Source organism: Dietzia natronolimnaea, from assembly GCF_002289575.1.
In the GTDB taxonomy this organism is placed as follows: Bacteria; Actinomycetota; Actinomycetes; order Mycobacteriales; family Mycobacteriaceae; genus Dietzia; species Dietzia natronolimnaea_A.
Map to the genome: position 1 here is coordinate 34,996 of NZ_NTGA01000023.1, position 24,679 is coordinate 59,674.

The window sequence follows — 24,679 nt, forward strand, 5'->3', positions numbered from 1 at the left end:
TCGGTCGCCGAGCACGAGACGCATCCGACGCGGTCAAGGAGTACCAAGTGCAGGCAGTCACCATTCCCGAGGGTTTCGACTTCACGGACCCGGAGCTCTACGAGAAGCGCCTACCGCATCCCGAGTGGGCCCACCTCCGTCGGACCGAACCGATCCGGTGGTGTGCCAACGAACCCGGAGCCGACGGGTTCGATGACCACGGCTACTGGGTGGTCACCAAGCACGAGGACGTCAAGGAGATCTCCCGCCGCACCAACGAGGTGTTCTCCACGTTCGAGAACACGGCGATCCCGCGCTTCGCACCCGGAACCGAGCGCGAGATCGTCGAACTGACCCGCCTGCTGTTCATCAATCAGGACGGCGAGGAGCACAAGAAGTACCGGCGCACCATCTCCAAGGGATTCACCCCGCGCAACATCGAGAAGCTCCGCGACCACCTCGCCGAGAAGGCGCGGGTCATCGTCGAGACCGCGGCGGCCAAGGGTAGCGGCGACTTCATCACCGAGGTCGCCTCCGAACTGCCGTTGCAGGCGATCGCCGAGCTCATCGGCATCCCGCTCGAGGACCGTCACCAGATCTTCGAGTGGTCCAACCAGATGACGAGTTACGACGTGCCCGGCAAGGTCGAGGAGTCGCAGATGGCCAATGCCATGGTCCTGTCCTACGCGCAGGAGCTCGCGGCCAAGCGTGAGGTCGATCCCCGCGACGACCTGGTGACCAAGCTCATCCAGGCCGACATCGACGGCGAGCGGCTCACCGCCGACGAGTTCGGCTGGTTCGTGGTGCTGCTCGCCGTCGCCGGCAACGAGACCACCCGCAACGCCACGACTCACGGGATGGTCGCCTTCCTCGACAACCCGGAGCAGTGGGAGTTGTTCAAGGCCGAGCGCCCCGCGACCGCCTATGACGAGATCCTCCGCTGGGCCTCGCCGATCACCTCGTTCCAGCGCACCGCCACCGAGGACGTCGAGATCGGGGGGGTGACCATGAAGAAGGGTGATCGCGCCGCCATCATGTACGGCTCGGCGAACTTCGACGAGGACGTCTTCTCCGACCCCTTCACGTTCAACATCCTCCGCGACCCCAACCCGCACCTGAGCTTCGGCGGGAACGGCCCGCACTACTGCATCGGGGCGAACCTGGCCCGGCTGCAGATCGAACTGATCTTCAACGCCATCGCCGATCATCTCCCCAATCTGGAGGCGCTCGGTGAGCCCTCCCGCATCCGTTCGGGGTGGCTCAACGGCATCACCGAGTGGACGGTCGACTACAAGTGCCCGGTCCTGCGCTGACCCGGGGCTCGTCGTCCTGATGTCCGGCTCCGTGTCCGACCACCGCCACGTCGACCGCGACGGCGTTCGGCTGCACTACGTCGTCGCCGAGCCGGCCCCCGAGCCCGCCCCCACGGCCGGCTCCCCGGGCACCGTGGTCCTCCTCCACGGGTTCCCGCACTTCTGGTTCACCTGGCACCGCATGATCCCCGCCCTCGCCGCCGCGGGGTGGCGGGTCATCGCACCGGACCTGCGTGGCATGGGACGGTCGGCCGCGCCCGCCGACGTGGAGGCCTACTCGCCGCGCGAGGTGGTCGACGACGTCCTCGCGGTGTGTGACGCCGAGGGGGCTGGGCGGGTCGTGCTGGTGGGTTTCGATTTCGGGGCGGGCGTCGCGTACGACACCTGCCATCTGGAACCCGGCCGGGTCCGCTCGGTGATCGGGATGGAGAACCCGTTCATGGGTACCGCCGGGACGGTCCCGCCGCTGGAGGGCTCGGCGATGATGGCCGAGAAGCACTTCCTGCACCTCCACTACTTCTCGCAGCCGGGAGTGGCCGAGGCCGACCTCGCCGGTCGCGAGCGGGAGTTCCTCACCAGGGTCTTCTACGCACTGTCGGCGGACTACCACTACCTCGACGTGTGGCAGCACCCCCCGGGGTCGACCTATCTCGAGGCGCTGCCCGAGGCGCCGCCGCTACCGTGGCGCTGGCTCTCGGTCGAGGAGATGGACGTCTACGAGGCCGAGTACGCCCGCACGGGGTTCGCCGGCCCGTTGCAGTGGTATCGGGCGATGGACGTGTCCTGGTCAGCGCGTAAGGAGTTCAAGCGACAGACAAACCCGGTGCCGTTCTACTTCCTCTACTCCGAGCACGACCCGGACCTCGAGGGCTTCCACGGACGGGATCCGCTCTCGAAACTCGGGCGACACCACGACGACGTCCGCATGGTCCGCGCGATCTCCTCGCCGGCGGGGCACCTCATGCACCTGGAGGCGACGGAGGACACCCACCGGGAGATCCTCACCTGCCTGGCGGACATCGCGGCCTCCGTTCCTGCCTGAGGCACTCGGCAGGCGCATGTCACCCCGCCCCCGCCCGAGCTCGCATCCGACTACCTCTCCAGCAATCACCTCGACTGCTCCGAGCCTGGCTGGCGGACACGAGCTTCGGGCTGGCGGACATTTCTCGCGTTTCAGGCTCGGTCTCCGCATATCGGGTCCGCCAGCTGCGAGGGGTGTCCGCCGGCGGCGAGGACATGGCCGCCAAGCGGGGTGGGGTGTCCGCCAGCTGCCACGCGAGGGCTCGTTCAGGATGAAGTCAGGTGCCGGAGGTCTCGTCGGGCGCGGGTCAGGGCACTCGCGATGTGGCCGATGACCTCTTCCGGGCGCATTCCCTTTGTCACACGGACGACCTGCCAGCCAAGGTCCGCCAACCGAGCGGTGATCCGGAGGTCCCGGCGCCACTGTTCCGGATCTCCGTGATGCCTGCCGTCGTAGAAGATCGCGACCTTCTCGCGGGCGTACGCGAGGTCGGCAATTGTCAGGAGATATCCCGACGGTTCGCATATCTCGAACTGCGAGACAGGCTGAGGCAGTGAAGAGCGCTCGATTCTGAGCCGGAGGAGGCTCTCCTGCGGAGAGTGCGCGTCCGCGTCGCAGGCGTCGAGCAGTCGAACCACCCTCGAGACCCCGTGTTGGCCGGGCATCCGCGTTGCAGCGTCGGCAACCGCGCGAACGCTGGTGTTGGTGGCGAAGCACACGGAGTCCACGATGCAGATCTTCCGATCAGCGCCAGTGGACCACCTTGCCACGTCGACCGCGGTTCGGGCTGGTGCGGTAATTCGTATTCCGCCGATCTCGCACGCGTCCGCGGCCGGGATGGGTTGCCGCAGCCTGCGCTCCCGAACCCCGGTCGGCACGCGGGGCTCGGCTGAGGTGAAGACATCGACGACGCCGTTGCCCCGCTCTGTCGAGTACCAGTGTTCCCCGTGGAGATACGCGGCGGACCACCCTCCGATCACCGCGTCTGCAGGCGCCCAGATGTCGACTGCACGTATGAAGTCCCACCTGCTCAACCGTGCCCCCTTCGCGGCATACACACCGGGGACGATCATTCTGAACGCCGATCGGAGCGAGTATCTCGTCACGAGTCCGGTCTCGAGGGCCGGGCTCGCCGCGAATGGCTGCCCGTCTGCAACCGCATCCGCCAACGAGGCGGGGAGCGGGGTGGGAGGCCGGGTGTCTCGGAATCGCCGGTCGCGTCTCATGTCGGCAATCCTGACCGGTCATCACGTGTCGACCGGCGGGTGACGACGTCAATGTGGACGGGGATGACGACGATTCACAGGAACCACGACGAGTTCAGTCCGCCTGGCTCACGTGGCGGTCCGGCAGACCGGGCGGACCCGCTCCCCGAGTTGGCGGACATGCTTCTTCAGCTGGCAGGCAGGAGGTGCCGAAAACCGGCCCGGAATCGCACGAGAAGTCCGCCAACCCCGGGGGCAAGTCCGCCAACCCCGGGGGCAAGTCCGCCAACCGCGGGGGCATGTCCGCCAACCGCGGGGGCAAGTCCGCCAACCGTGGGGGCATGTCCGCCAGGCAGCCTGGCCGCGGGCTGACGAGACCGTCAGTAGCTCAGGAGCCGAGGCCGTACTTCTCCCCGAAGGCCGCGATGGAGTCGAGCTTCTGCTGGGTGGAGCAGTCGAATCCGTGGCCGTCGATCATCCACGGCATCACGATGATGTCGGTGACCCCGGCCTCGGCCAACTCCGTGAAACCCCGCGTGCCGAAGCGGTCGAGGCAGACCACCTGGATCGCGAAGGGTTTCCCGTCGCCGCGTTCGGCCAGTGAGCGGCCGTCGGCCTCGAGCAGTTCGCCCAGCCGCCGGACGGTGGTGACGATCTCGTCGTAGCCCATCATGGCGCTGGTCCAGCCCTGGCCCACCCTCGCGGCCCGCTTGAGCGCGATCTCGGTGTGACCGCCCACGTAGAACGGCACCTGCTCGCTGGGGGCGGGGGTGAAGATCAGTTCGTCGAAGTCGAAGTGCTCGCCGTGGAACTCCATCCACTCACCCCGCAGGGCCTCGCGCACGATCGCCAGCGACTCGTCCGTGCGCTTGCCGCGGCCCTTGAACGGCGCGCCGCACCACTCAAACTCGTTGGGGTCCCAGCCGATCCCCACGCCCAGATCCAGCCGGTTCCCCGTCAGCAGCGCCACCGACGCCACCTGCCTGGTGAGCAGCAGCGGGTTGCGCGGGCCGACCTTGAGCACCTGCGGGCAGAAACGGATGCGGGAGGTGGCCCCGCCCATGGCTGCGGACGCGACGAGGGGCTCGACCCACTGGGTGTCGGCGTCCCACATCCGCGAGCCGTCCGGGGTGTACGGATAGTCCTCGTCCTGGCGCCGCGGGTGGAACAGCGAGTCGGGCAGGACGATCCGGTCGAAACCGGCGGCCTCGGCCCCGCGGGCGATGTCCATGATCTGGTCGACCGGGGAGAAGGAGATGGGGACGGAGAACTCGGCGTCCACTACACGTGGCATGTCAGACGTCCTTCTTGACGGCACCGGCGATGGCGGCGCGGTCGTCGTCGGTCAGCGGTCGTAGTCCTGAGGCCATGGCCACGTCCTGTTCCCAGAAGGCGCGGAGGTTCACGAGCTGCCCCTGGGAGTCGACGCGGTAGTCCACGGCGATGTCGATCTCCATGATGCTGGAGCCCATGTGGGTCCGCATGGTGCCGACGCAGAGGAGTTCGTCGCCCGCGGCGATCCCGCGGTCGAACCGGAACTCGATGTGGTCCGGGGTGGCCACGGCCTTCTCCCAGAACTCCAGGAGCCGCTCAGTACCGGTGTGACCGATGCCCTCGGCGTCGAACATCGACGGCCCCACGGGATCCTCGATGGTGCCCTCGGGGTTCCATCCGGCGATCCAGGCGTCGCGGTCGCCGGCGTTGGTCGCGGCCCACGAACGGCGCGCGGCGGCGTAGGCGGGACTCGCCGACGCCGCCTCGCTCATCTCGAGCGGCCGGTACATGCCGCCGGCGTCCAGGTAGGGGTTGCTCATCGCCTGCGTTCCGATCCGACGACCCACATGGAGAAGAACTGGGACCCGCCACCGTAGGCGTGGCCGAGGGCCTTGCGCGCCCCTGGGATCTGGTGCTCCTCGGCGCGGCCCATGACCTGCCGGGCGGCCTCGGCGAAGCGCAGCATTCCGGACGCGCCGATCGGATTGGAGCACATCACCCCGCCGGAGGGGTTGACGGGCAGCGACCCGTCGCGGGCGGTGGCGCCGGACTCGGTCATGCGCCAGCCCTCGCCCGGAGCCGCGAACCCGAGGCTCTCCAACCACATGGGCTCGAACCACGAGAACGGGACGTAGATCTCGGCGGCGTCGATCTCCTCGGCCGGGTCGGTGATCCCGGCCTCGGCCCACAGGGCCGCCGCGGCGTCCCGACTGGCCTGCGGGTTGGCGTAGTCGCGGCCGGCGAAGGTTCCGGGCTCGGTGCGCAGCGCAGTGGCGTGCACCCACGCGACACGGCGGCCGGTGGACTCGACCTCCTCGGCGGCCGCGGTGTCCCCGAGGACGATCGCGCACGCGCCGTCGGAGGACGGGCAGGTCTCGTCGAAGCGGATGGGGTCCCACAGCATCTGCCCCTGCAGCACCTTGTCCACGGTGAGGTCGGGCTGCTTGAGGTGGGCGTGGGGGTTGATGGACCCGTTGAGTCGGTCCTTGACCGCCACCATGGCGCCGACGTGCTCCGGGGCGCCGGTGGTACGGATGTAGGACCGCACGTGGGGGGCGAAATACCCGCCGGCTCCCGCGCCGACGGGGGCGGTGAACGGCACGGGCAGGCTCAGGGCCCACATGGCGTTGGATTCGGACTGCTTCTCCCACGCCACGGCCAGGACACGGCGGTAACGGCCGGACTGGATGTGCGAGGCGGCCACAACGGCCGTGGAACCGCCGACGGAGCCGGCGGTGTGGACGCGAAGGAGCGGTTTGCCCACCGCGCCGAGCGCGTCGGCCATCATGAGCTCGGGCATCATCACGCCCTCGAACAGGTCGGGGGCCTTGCCCACGACCACCGCGTCGATCTCGTCCCACCCCACCCCGGCGTCTGCCATGGCGGCGTCGATCGCCTCGCGGCAGAGGCCGGACATGGAGACGTCCGTGCGACGGGCGACGTGGTGGGTCTGGCCGGTGCCGAGAACGGCCGCGGGCAGTCCGGGGCTGTGGGCGCTCATGCGGGGCGTCCTTCCAGGAGGCAGATGAGGTTCTGCTGAAGCAGATGTCCGCTGGTGGCGTGGGCGAGGGCGCGTTCGGTGCGGCCCTCCATGACGTCGTTGGCGGCGTACCCGATGCGCTCGAGCCCGGCGGAGAACAGCGGGTCCGCCAGCAACGATCCGCCGGACGGGGTCACGGCCACGTGGTCGCCGATGCCCAGTGCCGAACGCAGGAGCAGCTCCTGGTGCGTGTACTGGGTGTGCAGTTCGGCGACGGTCACGCCCCCGAGATCGGGCCGGTCACCCGACGACCGGGTGGCGCGTACGGCGGCGGCGCGGGCCGAGGGGGAGTCGGTGAGATCGCGGGCGCCGAACTCGGCGGAGTCGGCGATGTGCTCGATGCCGGTGACGTACGCCGGGGTGTCGACCAGCTCGCGGGCCCGGTCGCCGGAGGCGAGGATGATCGCGCCGGCTCCGTCGGTGACCGGCGGGCAGTCATGACGGCGCAGCGGGTCGGCCACGTACGGCTCGGCGAGCAGCTCACGTTCGTCCCTGCCGGTGGCGCGGGCGGCGACCGAGGCCATCGCGCCCTCCGACCACGTGCCGGCGTCGATCCCCGCGCGGGCCTGGAGCGCGGCGATGTGGTGCCGACCCGGCCAGAGCGGCGCGACCGTGTACGGGTCGAGCTGCAGTGCCATGGCCGAGTCGAGGTCCGTGCTCGCCGAGGCCTTGCCGAACCCGTAGACCAGTGCGGTGTCGGCCTGTCCGGTGGCGATCTTGAGGTAGGCCTCGAAGAACGCCCAGGCGGCGTCCATCTCCACGTGCGATTCGCTGATGGGGGGCACCGCGCCGATGGTGTCGACGGCGGAGATGAAGGAGAAGGCCCGCCCGGCCAGGTAGTCGCAGGAGCCGGAGCACCAGAAGTCGATGTCGGTCCGGTCCAGACCCGTCTGGCGGTAGCACTCGGCGAAGACGGGCGCGAGCATCTCGACGCCGTTGGTGGTACCGAATGTGGACTCTGTGTGTCGGGCGTGGGCGAAACCGACGACGGCCACGTCCCGGGGTGCGGTGGGGGTCACGGGTGTCCTCTACAGGTGATGGGCGTAGGAGTCGGGGTCGGCGTCGGGGTCGCCGGTGGGTTCGAAGTGCGTGATGGCCTTCATCGAGGCGGGGCGGTCCGCCTCGGGCGTCCAGATCGCACGGACGCGCATCCCCATGCGCACCTCCGACGCCTCGCAGCCCAGCACCAGGTGCTGGATCGGGACGTCCGACCCGTCGAGGAGGATGTACGCGGTGACGTACGGAGGCGTGATCTCCTGTCCCGCGAACGGCACGTTGACGATGCCGAACGTGGTGACGGTCCCGACGTCGGAGACCTCCACGTACTCGCCCATCGCCACCCCGTCCGAGGGGCAGTAGTCCCGCGGCGGGACGTACACCTCGGGCCCGTTTGAGCGTCTGCGCCCGAGCATCCGGCCCTGCACGATCGCCCGGAGGAACTCGCTCTCGGCGGGCGAGGCGGTGTGGGTCACCGAGAGTCCGATCGGCGTGATGAGCATGGAGACCGCCTCGTCCCCGGAGGACCGCCTCAGCTCGTCGTCGCCGGGGCCCGTGCCGCCCGCCGCGTCCGCGGGGACCACGCACGCGATGTCGTGGATGGTCCCGGTCCGCTCGGCGGACCACTGCAGACGCACGCGCATCCCCGAGTGCACGGCCTCGGGGCCCTCGGCGGCGAGGGGCAGCAGGATGGCGGTGTCGGCGCCGTCGAACCGGACCAGGGCCCACGCGAAGGGCGAGTCGAGCGGGGCGACGTCCGCGGGCTCGGGAACCCAGGTCCAGACGACGACGACGCCCTCGATCCCGGTCCCCGAGCCCACCTCGACGAGGTCCGTCAGGGCCTCGTGGGTGACGGGGTCGAACTCCACGGGCGGCACGTGGACCGCGCCGCGGGAGTCGCGTGTCCCCACGAGCCGGCCCTCACGCAGGCCGGTGAAGAACGCGCCGAGGACCGGCCCGGTCGATCGGGTGTAGTCGAAGGACGGGGCGAGCGATGCCGAGAGCACGGGCTCGTCGGGCGGGATGATGTCCACAACGATCTCTCTGGATGTCACCCCACAAGTAGAACACGTTCCAGTGCGGGGCGTGTGGCTTTTCGCGGGCCCGCCCCGCGCCGCGGCGGCGTGGGTCACACTGGGGCCCATGAAATTCGCCTTGCAGCTCGGATACTGGGGCGCCCAGCCGCCCACCAACCACGCCGACCTCGTGGTGGCGGCGGACAGGGCGGGGTTCGACACCGTCTTCACCGCCGAGGCCTGGGGCTCGGACGCGTTCACCCCGCTGGCCTGGTACGGCTCGCTCACCGACCGCATCCGCCTGTCCACGGCGGTGGTGCAGCTGTCCGCCCGGACGCCCACGGCCACCGCGATGAGCACCATGACCCTGGACCACCTCTCCGGCGGCCGCTTCTGTCTGGGCCTGGGTGTCTCCGGCCCGCAGGTGGTCGAGGGCTGGTACGGGCAGCCCTTCGCCAAACCCCTGGCCCGGACCCGGGAGTACATCGACATCATCCGTGCTGTGCTCCGCCGCGAGGCTCCCGTCACCTCCGACGGCCCTGCCTACGCGCTGCCGTACCAGGGCCCCGGTGCCTCCGGCCTGGGCAAGCCGCTCAAGTCGATCCTCCACCCCCTGCGCGAGGACGTGCCCATCTGGCTGGGCGCCGAGGGGCCCAAGAACGTCGCGCTCGCGGCCGAGATCGCCGACGGATGGCTGGGATTCCTGGCCTCGCCGCGGACCGCCCACGAGTTCAACGCCTGGCTCGACGAGGGATTCGCCCGACCGGGCGCGCGGCGGACCCGGGAGGCCTTCGAGGTGGCGTTCCTGTGTCAACTCCACATCACCGACGACAGGCGCTCGGTGCTCGACGCCTACAAGCCGTTCACCGCGCTCTACGCCGGGGGCATGGGCGCCGAGGAGAAGAACTTCCACGCCGAGGCGTTCCGTCGGATGGGTTTCGCGGACGACGTCGACCGCATCACCGAGCTGTTCCGCTCCGGTCGCAAGGAGGAGGCCGCGGCGGCGGTGCCCGACGAGATGGTCGAGGCCACCGCGATCATCGGCGACGAGGACTCGGTGCGCTCCCAGATCGCCGACTGGGAGGCCGCGGGCGTGACCATGCTCGTGGTGACGGCCCGCTCGGTCGAGGAGATCGAGTCACTGAGCCGGCTGATCGACTGATCCGGTCTGTCAGCCGGGCGGCATGATGCGCACCGGCTCGCCGGCGTGATCCACCACGAGGAACCCGCTCTGGTGGACGTCGTTGCGCACGTGGACGGTGTAGCTCGGGCGGCCGGCGTCGTCCGCGGCGACGTTGAGGAAGGCGTCGGTCTCCCCTGCGATCCCGAGGCTCTCGGCGGCTCCTGCGACGACCGGCGCGATCACGGTGGCATCGAGGTCGGCCAGCCGGAACGACTGCTCGCGGGTGCTGGGGCTGTCGGCCCACCCGGACCAACCGCCGCGGTAGATCTGCCGCAGCGTCCGGCTGGGGTGTACCGGGTCGGTCCAGGCCAGCACCGCGTGCTCGGGGTGCACCACCAGGCTCGTGGCCAGCTCGGACCCGGACGCCCTGCCGGCGGAGGTGAAGATCCGCTCGAGGCCCTCGGGGGACAGGGGGGCGGGATTGTCGAGAACGCGCGCCTCGCCCTGTCCGTCACGGCCCGGGCGGTCGACGGACGTCACCTCACGTCCGGCCGGGTCCGGGTCGTCGGAGGCGGAGAACGCCACGAACGCCCCGGTCAACAGTGCGGCCACCACGAGCGCCCCCGCGAGGGCGCCCCACGGTCGGCGCCGACGCGATTCAGGCGCGGACCACCGCGAGGTCACGCCCCCCGTGGGCGACAACGCGGAGGTCGGACCGGCGTCGCCGTGGAGTCGGACCCTCACACCCTGGAGGTCGGCGAACAGTGGGCGCAGCTCGTCGACGTCGCGCGCGGACGTGGCCGCCCGCACCCGCTCGTAGTGCTCGAACTGGTCGAGCTGGCCGCTGGCCAACGCGGAGTCGAGCGCGGTGATGACCGCGGTGCGGTCGTCATCGGTGGCCCGGATCGCCCGGGCCCCGGAGGGGTCAGCGGACATGGGATGAGAATAGTCCTCCGAGTCAATACCTGGACCTACAACAGGAACACGTTCTAGTCTGGTGGGTATGAGCGCACCCACACCCTCCGTCCCCGCCGACGCCGGAGTCCCGGACCCCCGGACCGGCGAGCACGTCACCAGCGTCTACCGGATCGCCGAGGCCGAGCCGGACCGCGTCGCGGTGATCGAGGCCTCCGGCCGCCAGGTGACCTTCGGCGAACTCGTGGAGGCCGCACACGGCCATGCCCGTGGGCTGCGCGCGCTCGGGCTGGGAGTCGGGGACGGGATCGTCCTGATGGCACCGAACAGCATCGGCTTCCTCGAGGTCTACTTCGCCGCCCTGGAGATCGGGCTCTATGTCGCTCCCGCCAACTGGCACCTGACGGGTCCCGAGGTGGCCTACATTCTCGAGAACTCGGGGTCGACGGTGTTCGTGGCCGACGAGAGGTTCGCCGACGTGGCCACCGTCGCCGCGGAGGAGGCCGGACTCGACCCCGCCCGCTGCTACGCGATCGGCGACGTGCCGGGGTTCCGGCCGCTGTCCGAACTCGCCGTCCCGGCAGACGGCGAGGATTCCTTGCCGTCGGACCGCACGCTCGGCGCCCCCATGCTCTACACCTCGGGCACCACCGGTCGCCCCAAGGGCGTCCGCAGGCCGCTGACCGGGGCCTCCCCGGATCAGGTGACGGTCCCCAACTACTTCTTCTTCGCCGGCTTCGGCATCCAGGGCCCGGACAACGTCCACATCTGCGGCTCGCCGCTCTACCACACGGCCGTGCTCAACTTCGTCGCGATCTCGCTCAACCTGGGTCAGACGGTGGTCCTCATGGACAAGTGGAGCCCGGAGGAGATGCTGCGTCTGATCGACGCGCACGGGGTCACCCAGTCCCACATGGTCCCGACGCAGTTCTCGCGACTGCTCGAACTGCCGGAGGACGTGCGCGCGAAGTACGACGTGTCGAGTCTCCGGACGATCGTCCACGGCGCCGCCCCGTGCCCGCAGCACGTCAAACAGGCGATGCTGGACTGGTGGGGGCCCGTCCTGACCGAGTACTACGCGGGCACCGAGGGCGGCGGCTGCACCATCACGGGCGAGGAGTGGCTGCGCAAGCCCGGGAGCGTGGGCCGGCCGTGGAAAACCACCACTCTGAAAATCCTCGACGACGACGGCAACGAGCTCCCCGTCGGCGAGACGGGCAACGTCTACCTCCAGATGCACGGATCCAGATTCGAGTATCACCAGGACAAGGAGAAGACGGCGAAGACCTATGTCGGCGAGCTGTTCACCATGGGCGACATCGGCTACGTGGATTCGGACGGCTACCTGTTCCTGTGCGACCGCAAGAACGACATGATCATCTCCGGAGGCGTGAACATCTACCCTGCCGAGATCGAGTCGGAGATGACCCGCCACGACGCCGTCCGTGACGTGGCGGTGTTCGGCATCCCGCACGCCGACTGGGGCGAGGAGGTCAAGGCCGTGGTGGAGCTGGCCGAGGGATACGTCGAATCCGACGAGCTCAAGGCCCAGATCCTCGAGGACCTCTCCGGGCGACTGGCCAAGTTCAAGATGCCGCGGTCGATCGACGTGGTGGAGGAACTGCCCCGACAGGCCAACGGCAAGCTGGTCAAGCGCACGCTCAAGGACCCGTACTGGGCGGACGCCCGCTGAGGCGTACCGGGCGGACGCCCGCTGAGGCGGAACCCCAACCGACCGGAGGGGCGGTCACTACCCTGGACACATGACCAGAACCCCGACCGCCCGTGATCTCACGCTCGCCCAGATCCTCGAGCGGCAGCAGCAGGCGTTCCTCGCCGACCCACAGCCCGCCGCCGGGATCCGGCGGGACCGGATCCAACGGCTCAAACGCCTCGTGCTGGACAACGCGGCCGAGTTCAGCGAGGCGATCCGGGAGGACTACGGTTGCCGGCCCGAGGCGTTCTCCACGATCACCGACATCGCCTCGTCGATCCCGGACCTGGACCATCAGCGCGGCCACCTCACCCGGTGGATGAAGCCCACGCGGGTCTCCAGGGCCCTAGACGCGGCGGGGTTCACCCAGCAGGTCCGCCATGATCCCAAGGGCGTCGTCGGGATCATCGGCCCCTGGAACTTCCCCCTGTACCTGACCGTCGTCCCGGCCGGGTCGGCGCTCGCGGCGGGCAACCGGGTGATGATCCGGCCGTCGTCGGTCACCGCCCACACGACGGAGGTGCTCTGCGACCGCGCGCCCGAATACTTCGCCGTCGACGAACTGGCCGTCGCGGGACCCGAGCACGGGCGTGGTTCGGACTTCTCCGGCCTGCCCTTCGACCACCTGTTCTTCACCGGGTCCCCGGGCGTCGGCAGGTCCGTCGCGAGGGACGCAGCCGACAACCTGACCCCGGTCACCCTCGAACTCGGCGGCAAGAACCCCGTGGTGGTGGACGCCAGCGCCGACCTCGATCGTGCCGCGCGCGGCATCGCGGCCTCCCGCATCATCAACGGTGGCCAGGTGTGCATGTGCCCGGACTACGTCTTCGTCCCCGAGGGCGACGTCGGCAGGTTCTGCGACACCGTCCTGGACCAGTGGCGCCGCACACTGCCCGCCATCGTGGGCAACCCCGAGTACACCGCGATCGTCAACACGTCCAACTATGAGCGCGTCGTCGGCCTGATCGAGGACGCAGTGGCCAAGGGCGCGGTGCGGCGTGACGCCACCCCGGCGGGGGAGAGGTTACCGGACGCGTCCGTCCGGAAGATCGCCCCCACGCTGCTCACTGGCGTGACGCCGGAGATGGAGATCGACTCGGACGAGGTGTTCGGGCCCGTGCTCACGGTCTTCGGTTACCGGGGGCTCGACGAGGCCGTGCGCTACATCAACGAGCGGCCCAGCCCGCTGGTCCTGTACTGGTACGGCGAGAAGAACAGTCGCTTCGACCTCGTGGCCGACCGCACGCGCTCGGGGAACATCTACGGCAACGATTTCGGCATCGGGATGGCCTCCCCGGCCGTCCCCTTCGGAGGGGTCGGCAACTCGGGCATGGGCGGCTACCACGGGCACTACGGCTTCCGCACGTTCAGCCACGAGCGGGCCGTGGCCATGCATTCCTGGAACGTCAATGTCTCCGAGTTCATGACGCCCCCGTTCACCGCGGCCAAGAAGCGGCTGGCCTCGGGGTACCTCGGGGCGCTGCGGGCCCGGACCCGGCTGGGCCTGTAACCGGGCGCGGGCCCGGCTGGGAATGCAGCCGGGCCCGCGCCGCCGGGTCACTCCCCGCGGAACTCGGGCCTGCGCTTCTCCGCGAACGCGCGGGGGCCCTCCTTGGCGTCGGCGGAGGCGAACACCCGGCCGCCGACCTCGGCGTCGACGCGGAAGGCTTCCTCCTCGTGCATGCCCTCGGTGCGGCGGATCGTCTCGATCATCCCCTGCACCGCCAGGGGCCCGTTCGCGGCGATGAGCTCGGCGAGCTCGAGTGCCTTGTCGAGCGCGGTGCCGTCCTCGACCACGTGGCCGATCAGCCCGAACCGCTCCGCCTCCTCGGCGCTGAGATGGCGGCCAGTCATGAGGACCTCCATGGCCACGGTGTAGGGGATCTGGCGCACGAGTCGGACCGCGGACCCACCGAGGGGGTACAGGCCCCAGCGGGCCTCGGAGACGCCGAACTTCGCCGACCGGCCGGCGACCCGGATGTCGGTGCCCTGCAGGATCTCGGTCCCGCCCGCGATCGCCGGCCCCTCGACGGCGGCGATGAGCGGCTTGCTCAGCCGGCGACCCTTGAGCAGCGCGGGCAGACGGGACAGGTCCCAGCCCCCGCCCACGAACTTGTCCCCCGGCGCGTCCTTGTTCATGGCCTTGAGATCCGCGCCCGCGCAGAAGTACCCGCCCGCGCCGGTGAGGATGCACGCACGGATGTCCGGGTCGGAGTCCACCAGATCCCACGCCGCCTCCATGCCGCGCATCATCGGACCGGACAGGGCGTTGCGGGCCTCGGGGCGGTTCATGGTCACCACCAGGACGTGCCCACGTCGTTCGGTGAGCAGGTGCTGGTCCTCGGGCGTCTCGACGCGGGTCATCGGGCCTCCAAAAATTAGTTACGCGGGTTCACGGCTTTCGCCCACGGCTGACGGTAACACGTTCTAGTTTGGGTGTATGGCGTACACCATCGGAGATCTCGTCGAGCACAGCGTTGACCGCGTTCCGGACCGGGTCGTGCTGGTCCAGGAGGGTCGGTCGTTCACCTTCAGAGAACTGGAGGCCAGGGCCAACAGACTCGCCCACCACCTGACATCGGTCGGCGTCGGGCCGGACGACAAGGTGGCGGTGTACAGCCGCAACACCATCGAGGCGGTCGAGGCCATGGTCGCGATCTTCAAGATCCGCGCGGTCATGGTCAACGTCAACTACCGGTACGTCCCGGCGGAACTCGAGTACCTGCTCGACAACTCCGACTCGGTCGTGGTGGTCCACGAGCGCCGGTACTCGGACGTGCTGGCCCAGGCCCTGCCCCACACGTCGGGGGTCCGGCACTGCCTGGTGATCGAGGACGGCACCGACACCCCCGACCCGCAGACGCCGGACGGGGTCTCCGTCGCGCACTACGACGACGCGCTGGCGGCGCAGTCACCCGAGCGGGACTTCGGTGAGCGGTCGAACGACGACATCTACATGCTGTACACCGGCGGCACCACGGGCTCACCGAAGGGCGTGATGTGGCGGCAGGAGGACGTGTTCATGGTCCTCGGCGGAGGCATCGACTTCCTCACCGGTGAGAAGGTCGCCGACGAGTGGGAGCTCGCGAACAAGGCCGTCGACGGCGGCGTGTTGGTCCGGACCGCCCTGCCCCCGCTCATCCACGGCGGCGCCCAGTGGGCGATCCTCATGGCCCTGTTCGCCGGACACACCAGCGTGCTCATCCCGGAGTTCGACGCGGAGACGGTGTGGCGGACCGTGACCGAGCACAAGATCAATCTCATGTTCATCACGGGAGACGCGATGGCGCGGCCCCTGATCGAGGCATGGGACGCGGAGAAGTACGACTCGTCGTCGTTGTTCTACATCGGGTCCTCCGCGGCCCTGTTCTCGCCCTCGGTCAAGGACCAGTTCATCGACGCCTTCCCGAACGTCATGCTCTCGGATTCGATCGGGTCCTCCGAGACCGGTTTCTCCGGGATCGCCCTGGCGGAGAAGGGCAAGACCCACACCGGGGGTCCCCGCGTGAAGATCGACGGCGAGACCACGGTCCTCGACGCCGACGGCAACGAGGTCCCCCCCGGTTCCGACATCGTCGGCAAGGTCGCCCGCACCGGGCACATCCCGGTCGGGTACTACAAGGACGAGGTCAAGACCGCCGCCACGTTCAAGACGTACAACGGCAGGCGCTACTCGATCCCCGGTGACGACGCCCGGGTCGAGGAAGACGGCACCGTGACGATGCTCGGCAGGGGTTCGGTGTCCATCAACACGGGAGGGGAGAAGGTCCACCCCGAGGAGGTCGAGGCCGCCCTCAAGACCCACCCCGACGTGTACGACGCGCTCGTGATCGGCGTCCCCGACGACCGCATGGGCCACAAGGTCGCCGCCGTCCTCCACACGCGTGACGGTCAGTGCCCGCCGATCGAGGAGCTCAACGAGCACGCCCGGCGTGAGATCGCCCGCTACAAGTGCCCGCGGGCGCTGTGGGTAGAGACCTCGGTCAAGCGCAATCCCGCGGGCAAACCCGACTACCGATGGGCCGCGGAGATCGCCGCGTCCCGCCCCGCAGACGACAGCCAGGAGATCAGCAAGTGAGCATTCGTACCCCCCTCGCGGAGGCATTCGGGATCGAGTACCCCGTCTTCGCCTTCACCCCGTCCAAGGCGGTCGCCGCAGCGGTGACCCGCGCCGGCGGTATGGGCGTCCTCGGATGCGTCCGCTACAACGACGCGGCCGAGCTCGACGAGGTACTGACCTGGATGGACGAGAACACCGACGGCAAGCCGTACGGTGTCGACATCGTCATGCCCAACAAGGTGCCGACCGAGGGCAGTACGTCCGACATCGCCGCGATGATCCCCGAGGAGCACAAGGCATTCGTGTCCTGGGTCCTGGACGACCTCGGGGTGCCGCCCCTCGGCGACGACGCCGAGCACAACGCCGGTGTCCTGGGGTGGCTGCACTCGGTCGCCGAGGCGCACGTCGAGATGTCGCTCAAGCACCGCCCGGTGCTCATCGCCAACGCGCTCGGGTCCCCGCCCAAGCACATCGTGGATCTCGCGCACGCCAACGGGATCAAGGTCGCGGCACTCGCCGGCGCCAAGAAACACGCGCTCGCGCACGTGGACAACGGAGTCGACATCGTGATCGCCCAGGGCGGGGAGGCCGGTGGTCACACCGGTGAGGTCGCGACGCTCGTGTTGGTGCCGGAGATCGTCGCCGCGCTCGATGGCCGCGCCCCCGTGTTGGCGGCCGGCGGGATCGGAAGTGGCTCGCAGGTCGCGGCCGCGATCGGGATGGGCGCCGAGGGGGCGTGGATGGGGTCCCGCTGGCTCACCGCCGCCGAGTACGGCGACGACGGCGGGTCGAAGGCCATGCAGGAGGCGCTCGTCGCCGCCACCAGCGCCGACACCGTCCGGACCCGCATCTACTCGGGCAAGCCCGCACGCCTGCTCAAGAGTAAGTGGACCGAGGCGTGGGCTGCCGAGGACGCCCCGAACCCGCTGCCGATGCCCCTGCAGAACGTCCTCGTCGCGGAGGCGCACCAGCGGATCTCCGAGGCGCAGGATCCGTCGGTCGTGGCCATGCCGGCGGGCCAGATCATCGGTTCCCTGGAGGGTGTCGTCCCGGTCGCCGAGACGATGGCCCAGATCGCGAGAGAGTACGAGGCGGCGGTGGAGCGCCTGCGCGGCACCCTGGGCTGATCCCCCTCCCGCAGCCGCCCCCCTCCCGCACAGCCGCCCCCGTCCATGAACTCTTGCCTGTACTGATGCGCGCGCGAGAGTTCTGCGACGGGGGCGGCTGTGTTCGTGTGGTCAGGCCTGCGTGATGAACAGCAGCATCGCCGCCCAGTGGCAGCCGAAGGCGAGGACCGTGAAGGAGTGGAAGACCTCGTGGAAGCCGAAGACCCCGGGGACGGGGTTCGGGCGCTTGAACCCGTAGACCACGGCTCCACCGGTGTAGGCGAGACCGCCGGCGAGGACGAGGCCGACCCCCACGGGGTTGGCCTCCACGAGGTCACCCGCGAACCACACCGCGGTCCACCCGAGGACGATGTACAGCACCACGTACAGCCACCGGGGCGCCGACAGCCAGAACAGGCGGAACGCGATACCCAGCAGTGCCCCTGACCACACGATCGCCAGCAGGATCGTGCTGGCCGGGGGATCGAGCGCGGCGACCGTCATGGGCGTGTAGGTGCCCGCGATGAGCAGGAAGATGTTGGAGTGGTCCAGCCGACGCAGGAGCGCGGTGGCCCTCGGGCCCCAGGTCCGACGGTGGTACAGGGCCGAGATCCCGAAGAGCAGCGACGACGTGGCCAGGAAGACCGCACATGCCCACTTCAGAGCGGCACCGTCCGCCAGGACGGTCAGGACCACACCGAGGACCACGGCCACCGGGAGGGTCCCGGCGTGGATCCACCCGCGGAGCAGCGGTTTCTCGGGCAGCGCGGGGACCCCGAAGTCCTCATCGCCGGGCATGTCGTCGGCCCTGTCAGCCCTGTCGGCCCTCGGGCGCGGTGCGGAGTTCACACGCAGAACCTACCGGCACCTCACACGGGCGTGAACGTCCTGTGACCGTCCGCACGCGACCAGACGAGATCCCCGGCGGGATCCGTCCCCCGCTCGGTCAGGTCGCGGGCCCTGAACTTGAAGCTCGCGGTGCGGGGGAGCGCGGTGGTCACCCGCAACAGTGACGGCCACTGCTTGGGGCCCAGGTCGGACTGGTCGGCGAGGAATTCCCCCAGGCCCGCGGCCATCCCGACGGGGTCCGCGCCGTCCCGCAGTACGACCCCCGCGGCCACGGCGTCTCCGATCGTTCCCGGGCCGCGGACCTCGCCCGCGGGGACGGCGTACACGCCCACCTCGGCGACGTCGGGGTGTCGGCGCAGGACGCGTTCGATCGGGGCGGCGGCCAGGTTCTCCCCGTCGACCCGCATCCAGCCACCGGACCGTCCCGCGAAGTAGATCCACCCGTCGTCATCGACGTAGGCCAGATCGCCGGAGTGGAACCGCCCCCCGCGCATGCGTTCGGCGTCGGCGGCGGGGTCGCCGTAGTACCCCGCGAACAGGCCGGGTCCTTCGGCGACCATCTCGCCGATTGCCTCGTCGGCGTTGAGCAGTACGCCGGCCGCGTCGAACCGGGCGCGTGGGCACGGTGCACCGGTCTCGGGGTCGATGATCGACACACCGGCCGGAAGCGGCCCGAGTGCGGCGTCGGGAGTGTCCGGGGTGCGGGACACGGAGACCCCGCCCTCGCTCGAGCCGAACCCGTCCACCACGGTCACACCGAAGCGGCGGGCGAATTCCCGGCGCACCTGCGCGGGCGCCTCGTTGCCGTACACCACGCGCATCGGGTTCTCGCCGTCGTCGGGTCTCTCCGGCGTGGCGAGGATGTAGGACAGCGGCGCACCGACGTAGTTGGCGAAGGTGCACTCGTGGCGACGGACGTCGTCGAGCCAGTGGGAGGCGGAGAACCGGCGGCGCAAGGCGATCGAGCAGCCCGTGAAGAGGGCGATCGGCCAGGGCACCATGACCGCGTTGGAGTGGAACAGTGGCATGGCGCTGTACACGCAGTCGTCGGGGCCGATCCCGAACCGGTCCGCCAACATGCGCCCCGGAACCGAGATCTTGGACTGGGTAATCCGGACGGCCTTGGGGTCGCCGCTGGTGCCCGAGGTGAAGACCAGGGCGACCAGGTCGTCGGGACCCGCCGGAACAGTGGACAGGTCCGGCGCCTCGGCGCCGGCGTGGCGGGCCAGAAGATCGGTCCACTCCGGGGAATCCACCGAGATCACCGGCACGTCGATCGTCAGATCGTCCAGCAACCCGGCGTGGTCGGCGTCCGTGAGGATCAGCGCACAGTCGGCGAGCGCGGCGTCGCGGGCCAGGGCCGCGCCGCGGCGGGTGGGGTTGAGCCCGGCCACGACGATCTCCGAGCACGCGGCCGCACCGAGCAGATGGAGATACTCGGGGGTCCCGGACAGCAGGAGCCCGACATGGGGCAGCGGACCGGTCGATGATGATGACGACGACGACCCCAGCACCTCACGCAGCGCCGCGATCCGCACCGCCACCTCGTCGACCGCCTGCGACCAGGGGGTCAACTCGCCGTCGGACCAGATGCCGCGGTCCCGCACGTCGCGAAGAGCGTGTACCGCCCGGGCCACCGAGGCGTGCGGCCCGGCCGCGACGTCCGCGATGGTCCGCACGGACCCGGTCACGCGGAGTACTCCCAGGGGTCGCCGTGATCGGCGAGCACCCCGCCCAGGTCGATCAGCTGCCGGGTGGCCCCGCCCAGACGGAACTCCCCGGCCTTGGCCGCGAGGAAGAAGCGGTGGGCGGGCTCGGAGCGGTCCAGCCCGACGCCCCCGTGGACGTGGACCGCGGTGTGGGCGAGGCGGTGACCGGCGTCGCACGCCCAGAAATGGGCGGATGCCACCGCGGCGTGGGCGGGCGCCCCGGGCAGCCCGCTACACGCGTCGAGTTCATAGGCCGCGCGCAGGGTGCTCAGCCGTACGGCGTCCACGTCGATCGACCCGTCGGCCAACCGCGCGGCGACCGCCTGGAAGGACCCGATGGGTCGGCCGAACTGGTGACGGGTGCTCGCGTAGGCGGCGGTCCGTTCCAGGGCGGCCTCGATCACGCCCCACTGGTAGGCGGCCAGGTGGACCCGCCGGCGCAGGGCGTCGACCTCCAGGGCCGTGCCCGCAAGGGGGCTGGGCTCGAGGGTGCTGGGCTCCGGCCCGGTGTCGGAGACGAGACCCGCGCACGAGAAGTCGACGGGCACGGTCCGCTCGACCGAGACGGAGGCCCGATCTGTCACCCGGAGGCCGCCCGACGTGGTCTGGACGATCACGTCGGCGATCGGCGCCCAGTCGACCTCGGGTGAGGCCCCGTCACCGACTGCCGCGATCTCGCGGCCCTCGGCGATGGTCGCGGCCCGGTCGGACAGGCCGGCGGCGTCGAGCAGGTGGGCGGCGCGGATCGCGGGGGAGAGCGGAACGGGCGCGAGCACGCGGCCCAGCTCGCGCAGGACCAGGGCCTCGCCCACGACGCCGAGCCCGGCGCCGCCGAGCGACTCCGGGGCGAGGGCGGCGGGCACGCCGGCGCGGACCAGTTCCTCCCAGTAGCGGGCATGGAACCGCGCGGTCGCCCGGTCTCCTCCGCTGTCGGCCTCCGTGCCGGGTCCGAAGCGGGCGTCGAGTTCGCGGAGTGAATCGTCGGTGACCAGCCGCTCACCCATGTCGCGGACGAGGGCGGTCAGGTCGGTGGTGGTGTCGTCGACGCGGAAGTCCATGTCAGCGCTCCTTGCTGGCCGTGGCGGGGGCGATGCGGGGCGCCGGGGGGAGTCCCAGCCCGGCGGCGGCGATGATGTCGCGTTGGACCTCGTTGGTGCCTCCGCCGAAGGTGAGGATCAGCGCGGACCGGTGCAGTCTCTCGATGCGGCCGTGGAGGGCCGTGGTGGGGGAGTGGGAGCGTTGGGCCCCGGCGGTGCCCAGCACCTCCATGAGGAGCCGGTATGCCTCGCACGCGGTCTCGGTGCCGTACACCTTCGTCGCCGACGCCGCGATGCGCGTGGGCGTCGCGGAGTCGGCCGAGACGATCTCCCAGTTGCGCAGGGCCAGGTACTCGGCCATCGCGTGGACCCGGGCCAGGTGGCTGCGCACCCATTCGTTGTCGATCACGTCGCCGCCACCGGGGAGCCCGACGTCGCTCGACCGGGTGGTGCGCGCCCACTCCAGGACCTGCCTCAGCGAGGCCTGGAGCGGACCGGCGGCGGTGAGGGCGACCCGCTCGTGGTTGAGCTGGTTGGTCATCAGAGGCCAGCCCCCGTGCTCGGGCCCGACCAGGTTGCTGGCGGGCACCACCACGTCCTGGTAGTACGTCGCGCTGGTGTCCGGGCCGGCCATCGTGTGCACCGGGGTCCACGAGAACCCCTCGGCGTCCGTGGGCACCATGATCATCGAGATGCCCTTGTGCCGCTTGGCGTCCGGATCGGTGCGGGCGGCCAGCCAGATCCAGTCCGCGTACGCCACGAGGGAGGTCCACATCTTCTGGCCGTTGATGCGGTAGACATCGTGCCCCGCGTGTTGGCCGGTCCCGGGTTCGCGGACGGCCCGGGTCTTGAGGGAGGCCAGGTCGGTCCCCGATTCGGGCTCGGAATAGCCGATACCGAAGTGCAGCTCCCCGCGACTGATCCGGGGCAGGAAGTAGCTCTTCTGCTCCTCGGAGCCGAACGCCATGATCGTCGGCGCGACCGAGTTGATGGTGAGGAAGGGCACGGGCACTCCGGCGATCGCGGCCTCGTCGGTGAAGATCAACTGTTCCACCATCGGGCGGTTCCGCCCGCCGAACTCCTCGGGCCAGCCCAACGTGAGCCAGCCGTCGCGGCCCATCTCGGCGACGATCTCGCGGTAGGCGTTGCCGTGGCCGTATTCGCCGGTGGTGGAGGTGAAGGCCTCCCGGCGTTCGGGGGTCATCAGGGCGGAGAAGTACTCGCGCAAATCTCCGCGCAGCCGTTGTTGGTCCGGGGTGTAGGTGATGTCCATATGCCCTAAGCTCGTCTCGAGTGGAACACGTTCTAGTGTCGTGACTCACATAGTATCGAATCATGCCCGCGGCCACAGTGGCCGCGGGCCCGGCCAAGGAGGACGGGTATGAGAATTGACGTGGATCCCGACCGCTGCGAGGGGCAGGCCGTGTGCGTCGGGCTCGCCCCGAAGGTCTTCGAGCTGGACGACGACGACGAGGTGGTGCGCGTGGTCGTCGACGAGGTCCCCGAGGAGTTGCAGAAGCGAGCACTCAAGGCCGTCGAGAAGTGTCCGATGGCAGCACTCAAGGTCGCGGAGTGACGCCGGGTCCGGGTCAGGAGGGCCTCGGGACGGACCTCTCCCTCGACGGACGCGTGGCAGTCGTCACCGGGTCCGGTTCCGGACTGGGAGCCGCGGAAGCCGTGGAGCTGGCGCGCTCGGGCGCGGCGGCCGTGGTGATCAACGACATCCGGTCGTCCGAGGCGACGGACGCCGTCATCGCCGACATCGAGGCGGCGGGAGCGAAGGCGGCGCTCGTGGTGGGCGACGTGTCCGAGCGGGAGACCGCGGACGCGATGGTGGCCGAGGCGCTGCGACTCGGGGGCCTGCACGTGGTGGTGAACAACGCCGGTATCACCCGGGACAAGATGTTGTTCAACATGGACGACGACGACTTCGACGCCGTGGTCAGGGTGCACCTGCGCGGGCACTTCCTCCTCACCCGCAACGCGGCGGCGTACTGGCGCGGGGAGAGCAAGAAGTCCGACGCGCCGGTCTACGGACGACTCGTCAACACCTCCTCCGAGGCGGGGCTCTTCGGCCCTCCCGGTCAGGCCAACTACGGCGCCGCGAAAGCGGGGATCACCGCACTCACACTCTCGGCCTCCCGCGTGCTCTCCAGGATCGGCTGCACGGCCAACGCGATCGCCCCCCGGGGGCGCACCGGGATGACCGAGGGCGTCTTCGAGGACTGGGACGACTCGAAGGGGCCCGACCCGCTGTCGCCCGACCGGGTAGCGGACCTGGTGTCCTATCTGGCGTCCCCGGCGGCCGCCGAAGTCACCGGCCAGCTGTTCGTGGTATACGGCGGGATGGTCGCGCTGGTCGAGGCTCCGGTCGTGGAGAAGCGGTTCGACGCCGAGGGGGGCGTCTGGGGCCGCCGGGCGTTCGCCGACGCGGTGTCCGATCACTGGTCAGGGCGCCCGGAGGGCAAGTCCTTCTCGGCGGCGGAGATCATGACGCTCTGACCTGACCTGATGAGGTCCCCGATGCGTTTGCTGAGAGACGCGTCGGGGACCTCTGTCGTGCTGCGCCCGCGTGTTAGATTCCCGGCACGCCGGCAGGGGCACTCTCCGGGGGTGGTCGATCCCGCTTGCCAATGAGAACGTGTTCTAGCTACTGTGTAATCGGCGTCACACCGAACCGGTCACTTGTTCAGATCGGCGGTTGGCGGGTGCCGCACGCGACAGGAGGGGGCGACATGCCGAGAGTTCTCGACGCGCCGCTCAGGGGAGTCGGCGACTTCGTCGCGATGAGTCTCGACACGTTCGTCTCGTTCCCGTCGATCCTGCGGCAGGGCCGGGAGTTCGTCGACCAGTCCTGGTTCATCGCCCGGGTCTCCATGGTCGCCACCATCCTCGTGGCGATCCCGTTCACGGTCCTGGTGAGCTTCACCCTCAACATCCTGCTCCGCGAGATCGGCGCGGCGGACCTCTCCGGTGCCGGCGCGGCCCTCGGGGCCGTGACCCAGGTCGGCCCGATGGTCACCGTCCTCATCGTCGCCGGGGCCGGAGCCACCGCGATCTGCGCGGATCTCGGTGCCCGGACCATCCGGGAGGAGATCGATGCCATGGAGGTCCTCGGCATCGACCCCGTCAAGCGCCTGGTCGTCCCACGCGTGGCCGCGTCGACATTCGTGGCCCTCCTGCTCAACGGTCTCGTCTGCACGATCGGCATCCTCGGCGGTTTCCTGTTCTCCGTCCTCCTGCAGGGCGTGAATCCGGGTGCGTTCGTCGACGGGATCACCCTGCTCACGGGCCTGGGCGAGCTCGTCCTGGCGCAGATCAAGGCAGGCATGTTCGGGATGCTGGCCGGCCTCGTGGCCTGCTACAAGGGCCTCTACGTCCGTGGGGGCCCGAAAGAGGTCGGCAGCGCGGTCAACGAGACCGTCGTCTTCGCTTTCATGGCCCTGTTCGTCGTCAACACCGTCCTCACGGCGGTCGGCGTCAAGGTGTTGGGATCATAGGATGGCGGTGATCGAGACCACGCGCTTCCCTCGGCTATCGCGGGCCCGCACGTATTCCGTCGGTCGGGTCGACGACTTCGGTGCCGTCGCGCTCTTCTTCTG

Annotated in this window: 22 protein-coding genes; 10 read left to right on the plus strand and 12 right to left on the minus strand. The window is 70.0% G+C overall.

All coding sequences use genetic code 11. The features are described from left to right. Positions 1-47: 47 nt before the first annotated feature. Together CEY15_RS13215 and CEY15_RS13220 are read left to right on the plus strand one after the other, a co-directional pair. A complete protein-coding gene (locus CEY15_RS13215; RefSeq protein ID WP_095718847.1) occupies positions 48-1,292 on the plus strand; it encodes a cytochrome P450 in 1,245 nt (414 codons plus the stop codon). Positions 1,293-1,311: 19 nt separating this feature from the next. Further along, the gene (locus CEY15_RS13220) at positions 1,312-2,334 is read left to right on the plus strand and encodes an alpha/beta fold hydrolase (RefSeq protein WP_245847615.1); all 1,023 of its coding nucleotides are present in this window, start codon (positions 1,312-1,314) and stop codon (positions 2,332-2,334) included. Between the two features lie 245 nt (positions 2,335-2,579). On the opposite strand, the gene CEY15_RS13225 is transcribed toward CEY15_RS13220, so the two are convergent. From CEY15_RS13225 to CEY15_RS13250, 6 genes are all read right to left on the minus strand, one after another. Beyond that, entirely contained in the window at positions 2,580-3,419 is an 840-nt protein-coding gene (locus tag CEY15_RS13225; RefSeq protein WP_141244262.1) for a type IV toxin-antitoxin system AbiEi family antitoxin, read from the minus strand. A 487-nt stretch (positions 3,420-3,906) separates the two neighbouring features. Continuing rightward, entirely contained in the window at positions 3,907-4,812 is a 906-nt protein-coding gene (locus CEY15_RS13230) for a TIGR03619 family F420-dependent LLM class oxidoreductase (protein WP_095718849.1), read from the minus strand. A gap of 1 nt (position 4,813) precedes the next feature. Then, positions 4,814-5,332, minus strand: coding sequence for a nuclear transport factor 2 family protein (locus tag CEY15_RS13235; protein ID WP_095718850.1), 519 nt, complete (start codon positions 5,330-5,332; stop codon positions 4,814-4,816). Then, positions 5,329-6,513, minus strand: coding sequence for a thiolase domain-containing protein (locus tag CEY15_RS13240; RefSeq protein ID WP_095718851.1), 1,185 nt, complete (start codon positions 6,511-6,513; stop codon positions 5,329-5,331). The genes CEY15_RS13235 and CEY15_RS13240 overlap by 4 nt, the downstream gene beginning before the upstream one ends. Beyond that, a complete protein-coding gene (locus CEY15_RS13245; RefSeq protein WP_017835350.1) occupies positions 6,510-7,571 on the minus strand; it encodes a thiolase domain-containing protein in 1,062 nt (353 codons plus the stop codon). Before CEY15_RS13245 ends, CEY15_RS13240 begins: the two co-directional genes overlap by 4 nt. 9 nt (positions 7,572-7,580) lie before the next feature. After that, the gene (locus tag CEY15_RS13250; protein WP_245847616.1) at positions 7,581-8,603 is read right to left on the minus strand and encodes a Zn-ribbon domain-containing OB-fold protein; all 1,023 of its coding nucleotides are present in this window, start codon (positions 8,601-8,603) and stop codon (positions 7,581-7,583) included. Between the two features lie 88 nt (positions 8,604-8,691). Here CEY15_RS13250 and CEY15_RS13255 point away from each other — a divergent pair, with 88 nt between their 5' ends. Then, entirely contained in the window at positions 8,692-9,726 is a 1,035-nt protein-coding gene (locus CEY15_RS13255; RefSeq protein WP_095718884.1) for an LLM class F420-dependent oxidoreductase, read from the plus strand. Between the two features lie 9 nt (positions 9,727-9,735). On the opposite strand, the gene CEY15_RS13260 is transcribed toward CEY15_RS13255, so the two are convergent. After that, entirely contained in the window at positions 9,736-10,623 is an 888-nt protein-coding gene (locus tag CEY15_RS13260) for a DUF1707 SHOCT-like domain-containing protein (protein WP_095718852.1), read from the minus strand. Between the two features lie 67 nt (positions 10,624-10,690). Between CEY15_RS13260 and CEY15_RS13265 the strand changes: the two genes are divergently transcribed. Both CEY15_RS13265 and CEY15_RS13270 read left to right on the plus strand, forming a co-directional pair. Then, positions 10,691-12,295, plus strand: a complete 1,605-nt coding sequence (locus CEY15_RS13265) for an acyl-CoA synthetase (protein WP_176475112.1) — start codon at positions 10,691-10,693, stop codon at positions 12,293-12,295. Between the two features lie 70 nt (positions 12,296-12,365). Beyond that, positions 12,366-13,826: an aldehyde dehydrogenase family protein gene (locus CEY15_RS13270; protein ID WP_095718853.1), complete on the plus strand. Its 1,461-nt coding sequence runs from the start codon at positions 12,366-12,368 to the stop codon at positions 13,824-13,826. Between the two features lie 47 nt (positions 13,827-13,873). Here the strand turns inward: CEY15_RS13270 and CEY15_RS13275 are convergent, their stop codons facing one another. Then, complete coding sequence (locus CEY15_RS13275) at positions 13,874-14,680, minus strand: crotonase/enoyl-CoA hydratase family protein (protein ID WP_095718854.1); 807 nt, start codon at positions 14,678-14,680, stop codon at positions 13,874-13,876. A 76-nt stretch (positions 14,681-14,756) separates the two neighbouring features. Between CEY15_RS13275 and CEY15_RS13280 the strand changes: the two genes are divergently transcribed. Together CEY15_RS13280 and CEY15_RS13285 are read left to right on the plus strand one after the other, a co-directional pair. Then, entirely contained in the window at positions 14,757-16,394 is a 1,638-nt protein-coding gene (locus CEY15_RS13280; RefSeq protein WP_095718855.1) for an acyl-CoA synthetase, read from the plus strand. Positions 16,395-16,396: 2 nt separating this feature from the next. Beyond that, positions 16,397-17,503, plus strand: coding sequence for an NAD(P)H-dependent flavin oxidoreductase (locus CEY15_RS13285; RefSeq protein WP_176475118.1), 1,107 nt, complete (start codon positions 16,397-16,399; stop codon positions 17,501-17,503). Between the two features lie 111 nt (positions 17,504-17,614). Here the strand turns inward: CEY15_RS13285 and trhA are convergent, their stop codons facing one another. From trhA to CEY15_RS13305, 4 genes are read right to left on the minus strand one after another with little or no spacing between them, the layout of a single operon-like run. Continuing rightward, positions 17,615-18,331, minus strand: a complete 717-nt coding sequence (gene trhA / locus CEY15_RS13290; protein WP_176475113.1) for a PAQR family membrane homeostasis protein TrhA — start codon at positions 18,329-18,331, stop codon at positions 17,615-17,617. Between the two features lie 20 nt (positions 18,332-18,351). Then, positions 18,352-20,022 (minus strand): AMP-binding protein, encoded by a 1,671-nt coding sequence (locus CEY15_RS13295; protein WP_095718858.1) that lies wholly within the window; start codon positions 20,020-20,022, stop codon positions 18,352-18,354. Beyond that, entirely contained in the window at positions 20,019-21,098 is a 1,080-nt protein-coding gene (locus tag CEY15_RS13300) for an acyl-CoA dehydrogenase family protein (protein WP_095718859.1), read from the minus strand. The genes CEY15_RS13295 and CEY15_RS13300 overlap by 4 nt, the downstream gene beginning before the upstream one ends. Before the next feature lies 1 nt (position 21,099). Continuing rightward, positions 21,100-22,350, minus strand: coding sequence for an acyl-CoA dehydrogenase family protein (locus tag CEY15_RS13305; RefSeq protein WP_095718860.1), 1,251 nt, complete (start codon positions 22,348-22,350; stop codon positions 21,100-21,102). A gap of 108 nt (positions 22,351-22,458) precedes the next feature. Here CEY15_RS13305 and CEY15_RS13310 point away from each other — a divergent pair, with 108 nt between their 5' ends. The 3 genes from CEY15_RS13310 (at position 22,459) to CEY15_RS13320 (ending at position 24,577) form a co-directional block, all read left to right on the plus strand. Further along, positions 22,459-22,653 (plus strand): ferredoxin, encoded by a 195-nt coding sequence (locus CEY15_RS13310; RefSeq protein ID WP_031264415.1) that lies wholly within the window; start codon positions 22,459-22,461, stop codon positions 22,651-22,653. Next, positions 22,650-23,579 carry a 3-oxoacyl-ACP reductase gene (locus tag CEY15_RS13315; RefSeq protein ID WP_095718861.1) on the plus strand — a complete coding sequence of 310 codons (930 nt, stop codon included), beginning with the start codon at positions 22,650-22,652 and terminating at the stop codon, positions 23,577-23,579. The genes CEY15_RS13310 and CEY15_RS13315 overlap by 4 nt, the downstream gene beginning before the upstream one ends. A gap of 233 nt (positions 23,580-23,812) precedes the next feature. Next, positions 23,813-24,577 carry an MlaE family ABC transporter permease gene (locus CEY15_RS13320; RefSeq protein ID WP_095718862.1) on the plus strand — a complete coding sequence of 255 codons (765 nt, stop codon included), beginning with the start codon at positions 23,813-23,815 and terminating at the stop codon, positions 24,575-24,577. Positions 24,578-24,679 lie beyond the last annotated feature (102 nt).

Bases quoted from the DNA above. Each gene is read 5' to 3' on its own strand.
- CEY15_RS13270 (WP_095718853.1), top strand. From the start codon at position 12,366: ATGACCAGAACCCCGACCGCCCGTGATCTCACGCTCGCCCAGATCCTC.
- CEY15_RS13255 (WP_095718884.1), top strand. From the start codon at position 8,692: ATGAAATTCGCCTTGCAGCTCGGATACTGGGGCGCCCAGCCGCCCACC.
- CEY15_RS13260 (WP_095718852.1), bottom strand. From the start codon at position 10,623: ATGTCCGCTGACCCCTCCGGGGCCCGGGCGATCCGGGCCACCGATGAC.
- CEY15_RS13235 (WP_095718850.1), bottom strand. From the start codon at position 5,332: ATGAGCAACCCCTACCTGGACGCCGGCGGCATGTACCGGCCGCTCGAG.
- CEY15_RS13300 (WP_095718859.1), bottom strand. From the start codon at position 21,098: ATGGACTTCCGCGTCGACGACACCACCACCGACCTGACCGCCCTCGTC.
- CEY15_RS13280 (WP_095718855.1), top strand. From the start codon at position 14,757: ATGGCGTACACCATCGGAGATCTCGTCGAGCACAGCGTTGACCGCGTT.
- CEY15_RS13240 (WP_095718851.1), bottom strand. From the start codon at position 6,513: ATGAGCGCCCACAGCCCCGGACTGCCCGCGGCCGTTCTCGGCACCGGC.
- CEY15_RS13305 (WP_095718860.1), bottom strand. From the start codon at position 22,350: ATGGACATCACCTACACCCCGGACCAACAACGGCTGCGCGGAGATTTG.
- CEY15_RS13265 (WP_176475112.1), top strand. From the start codon at position 10,691: ATGAGCGCACCCACACCCTCCGTCCCCGCCGACGCCGGAGTCCCGGAC.
- CEY15_RS13230 (WP_095718849.1), bottom strand. From the start codon at position 4,812: ATGCCACGTGTAGTGGACGCCGAGTTCTCCGTCCCCATCTCCTTCTCC.
- CEY15_RS13275 (WP_095718854.1), bottom strand. From the start codon at position 14,680: ATGACCCGCGTCGAGACGCCCGAGGACCAGCACCTGCTCACCGAACGA.
- CEY15_RS13220 (WP_245847615.1), top strand. From the start codon at position 1,312: ATGTCCGGCTCCGTGTCCGACCACCGCCACGTCGACCGCGACGGCGTT.
- CEY15_RS13320 (WP_095718862.1), top strand. From the start codon at position 23,813: ATGCCGAGAGTTCTCGACGCGCCGCTCAGGGGAGTCGGCGACTTCGTC.
- CEY15_RS13310 (WP_031264415.1), top strand. From the start codon at position 22,459: ATGAGAATTGACGTGGATCCCGACCGCTGCGAGGGGCAGGCCGTGTGC.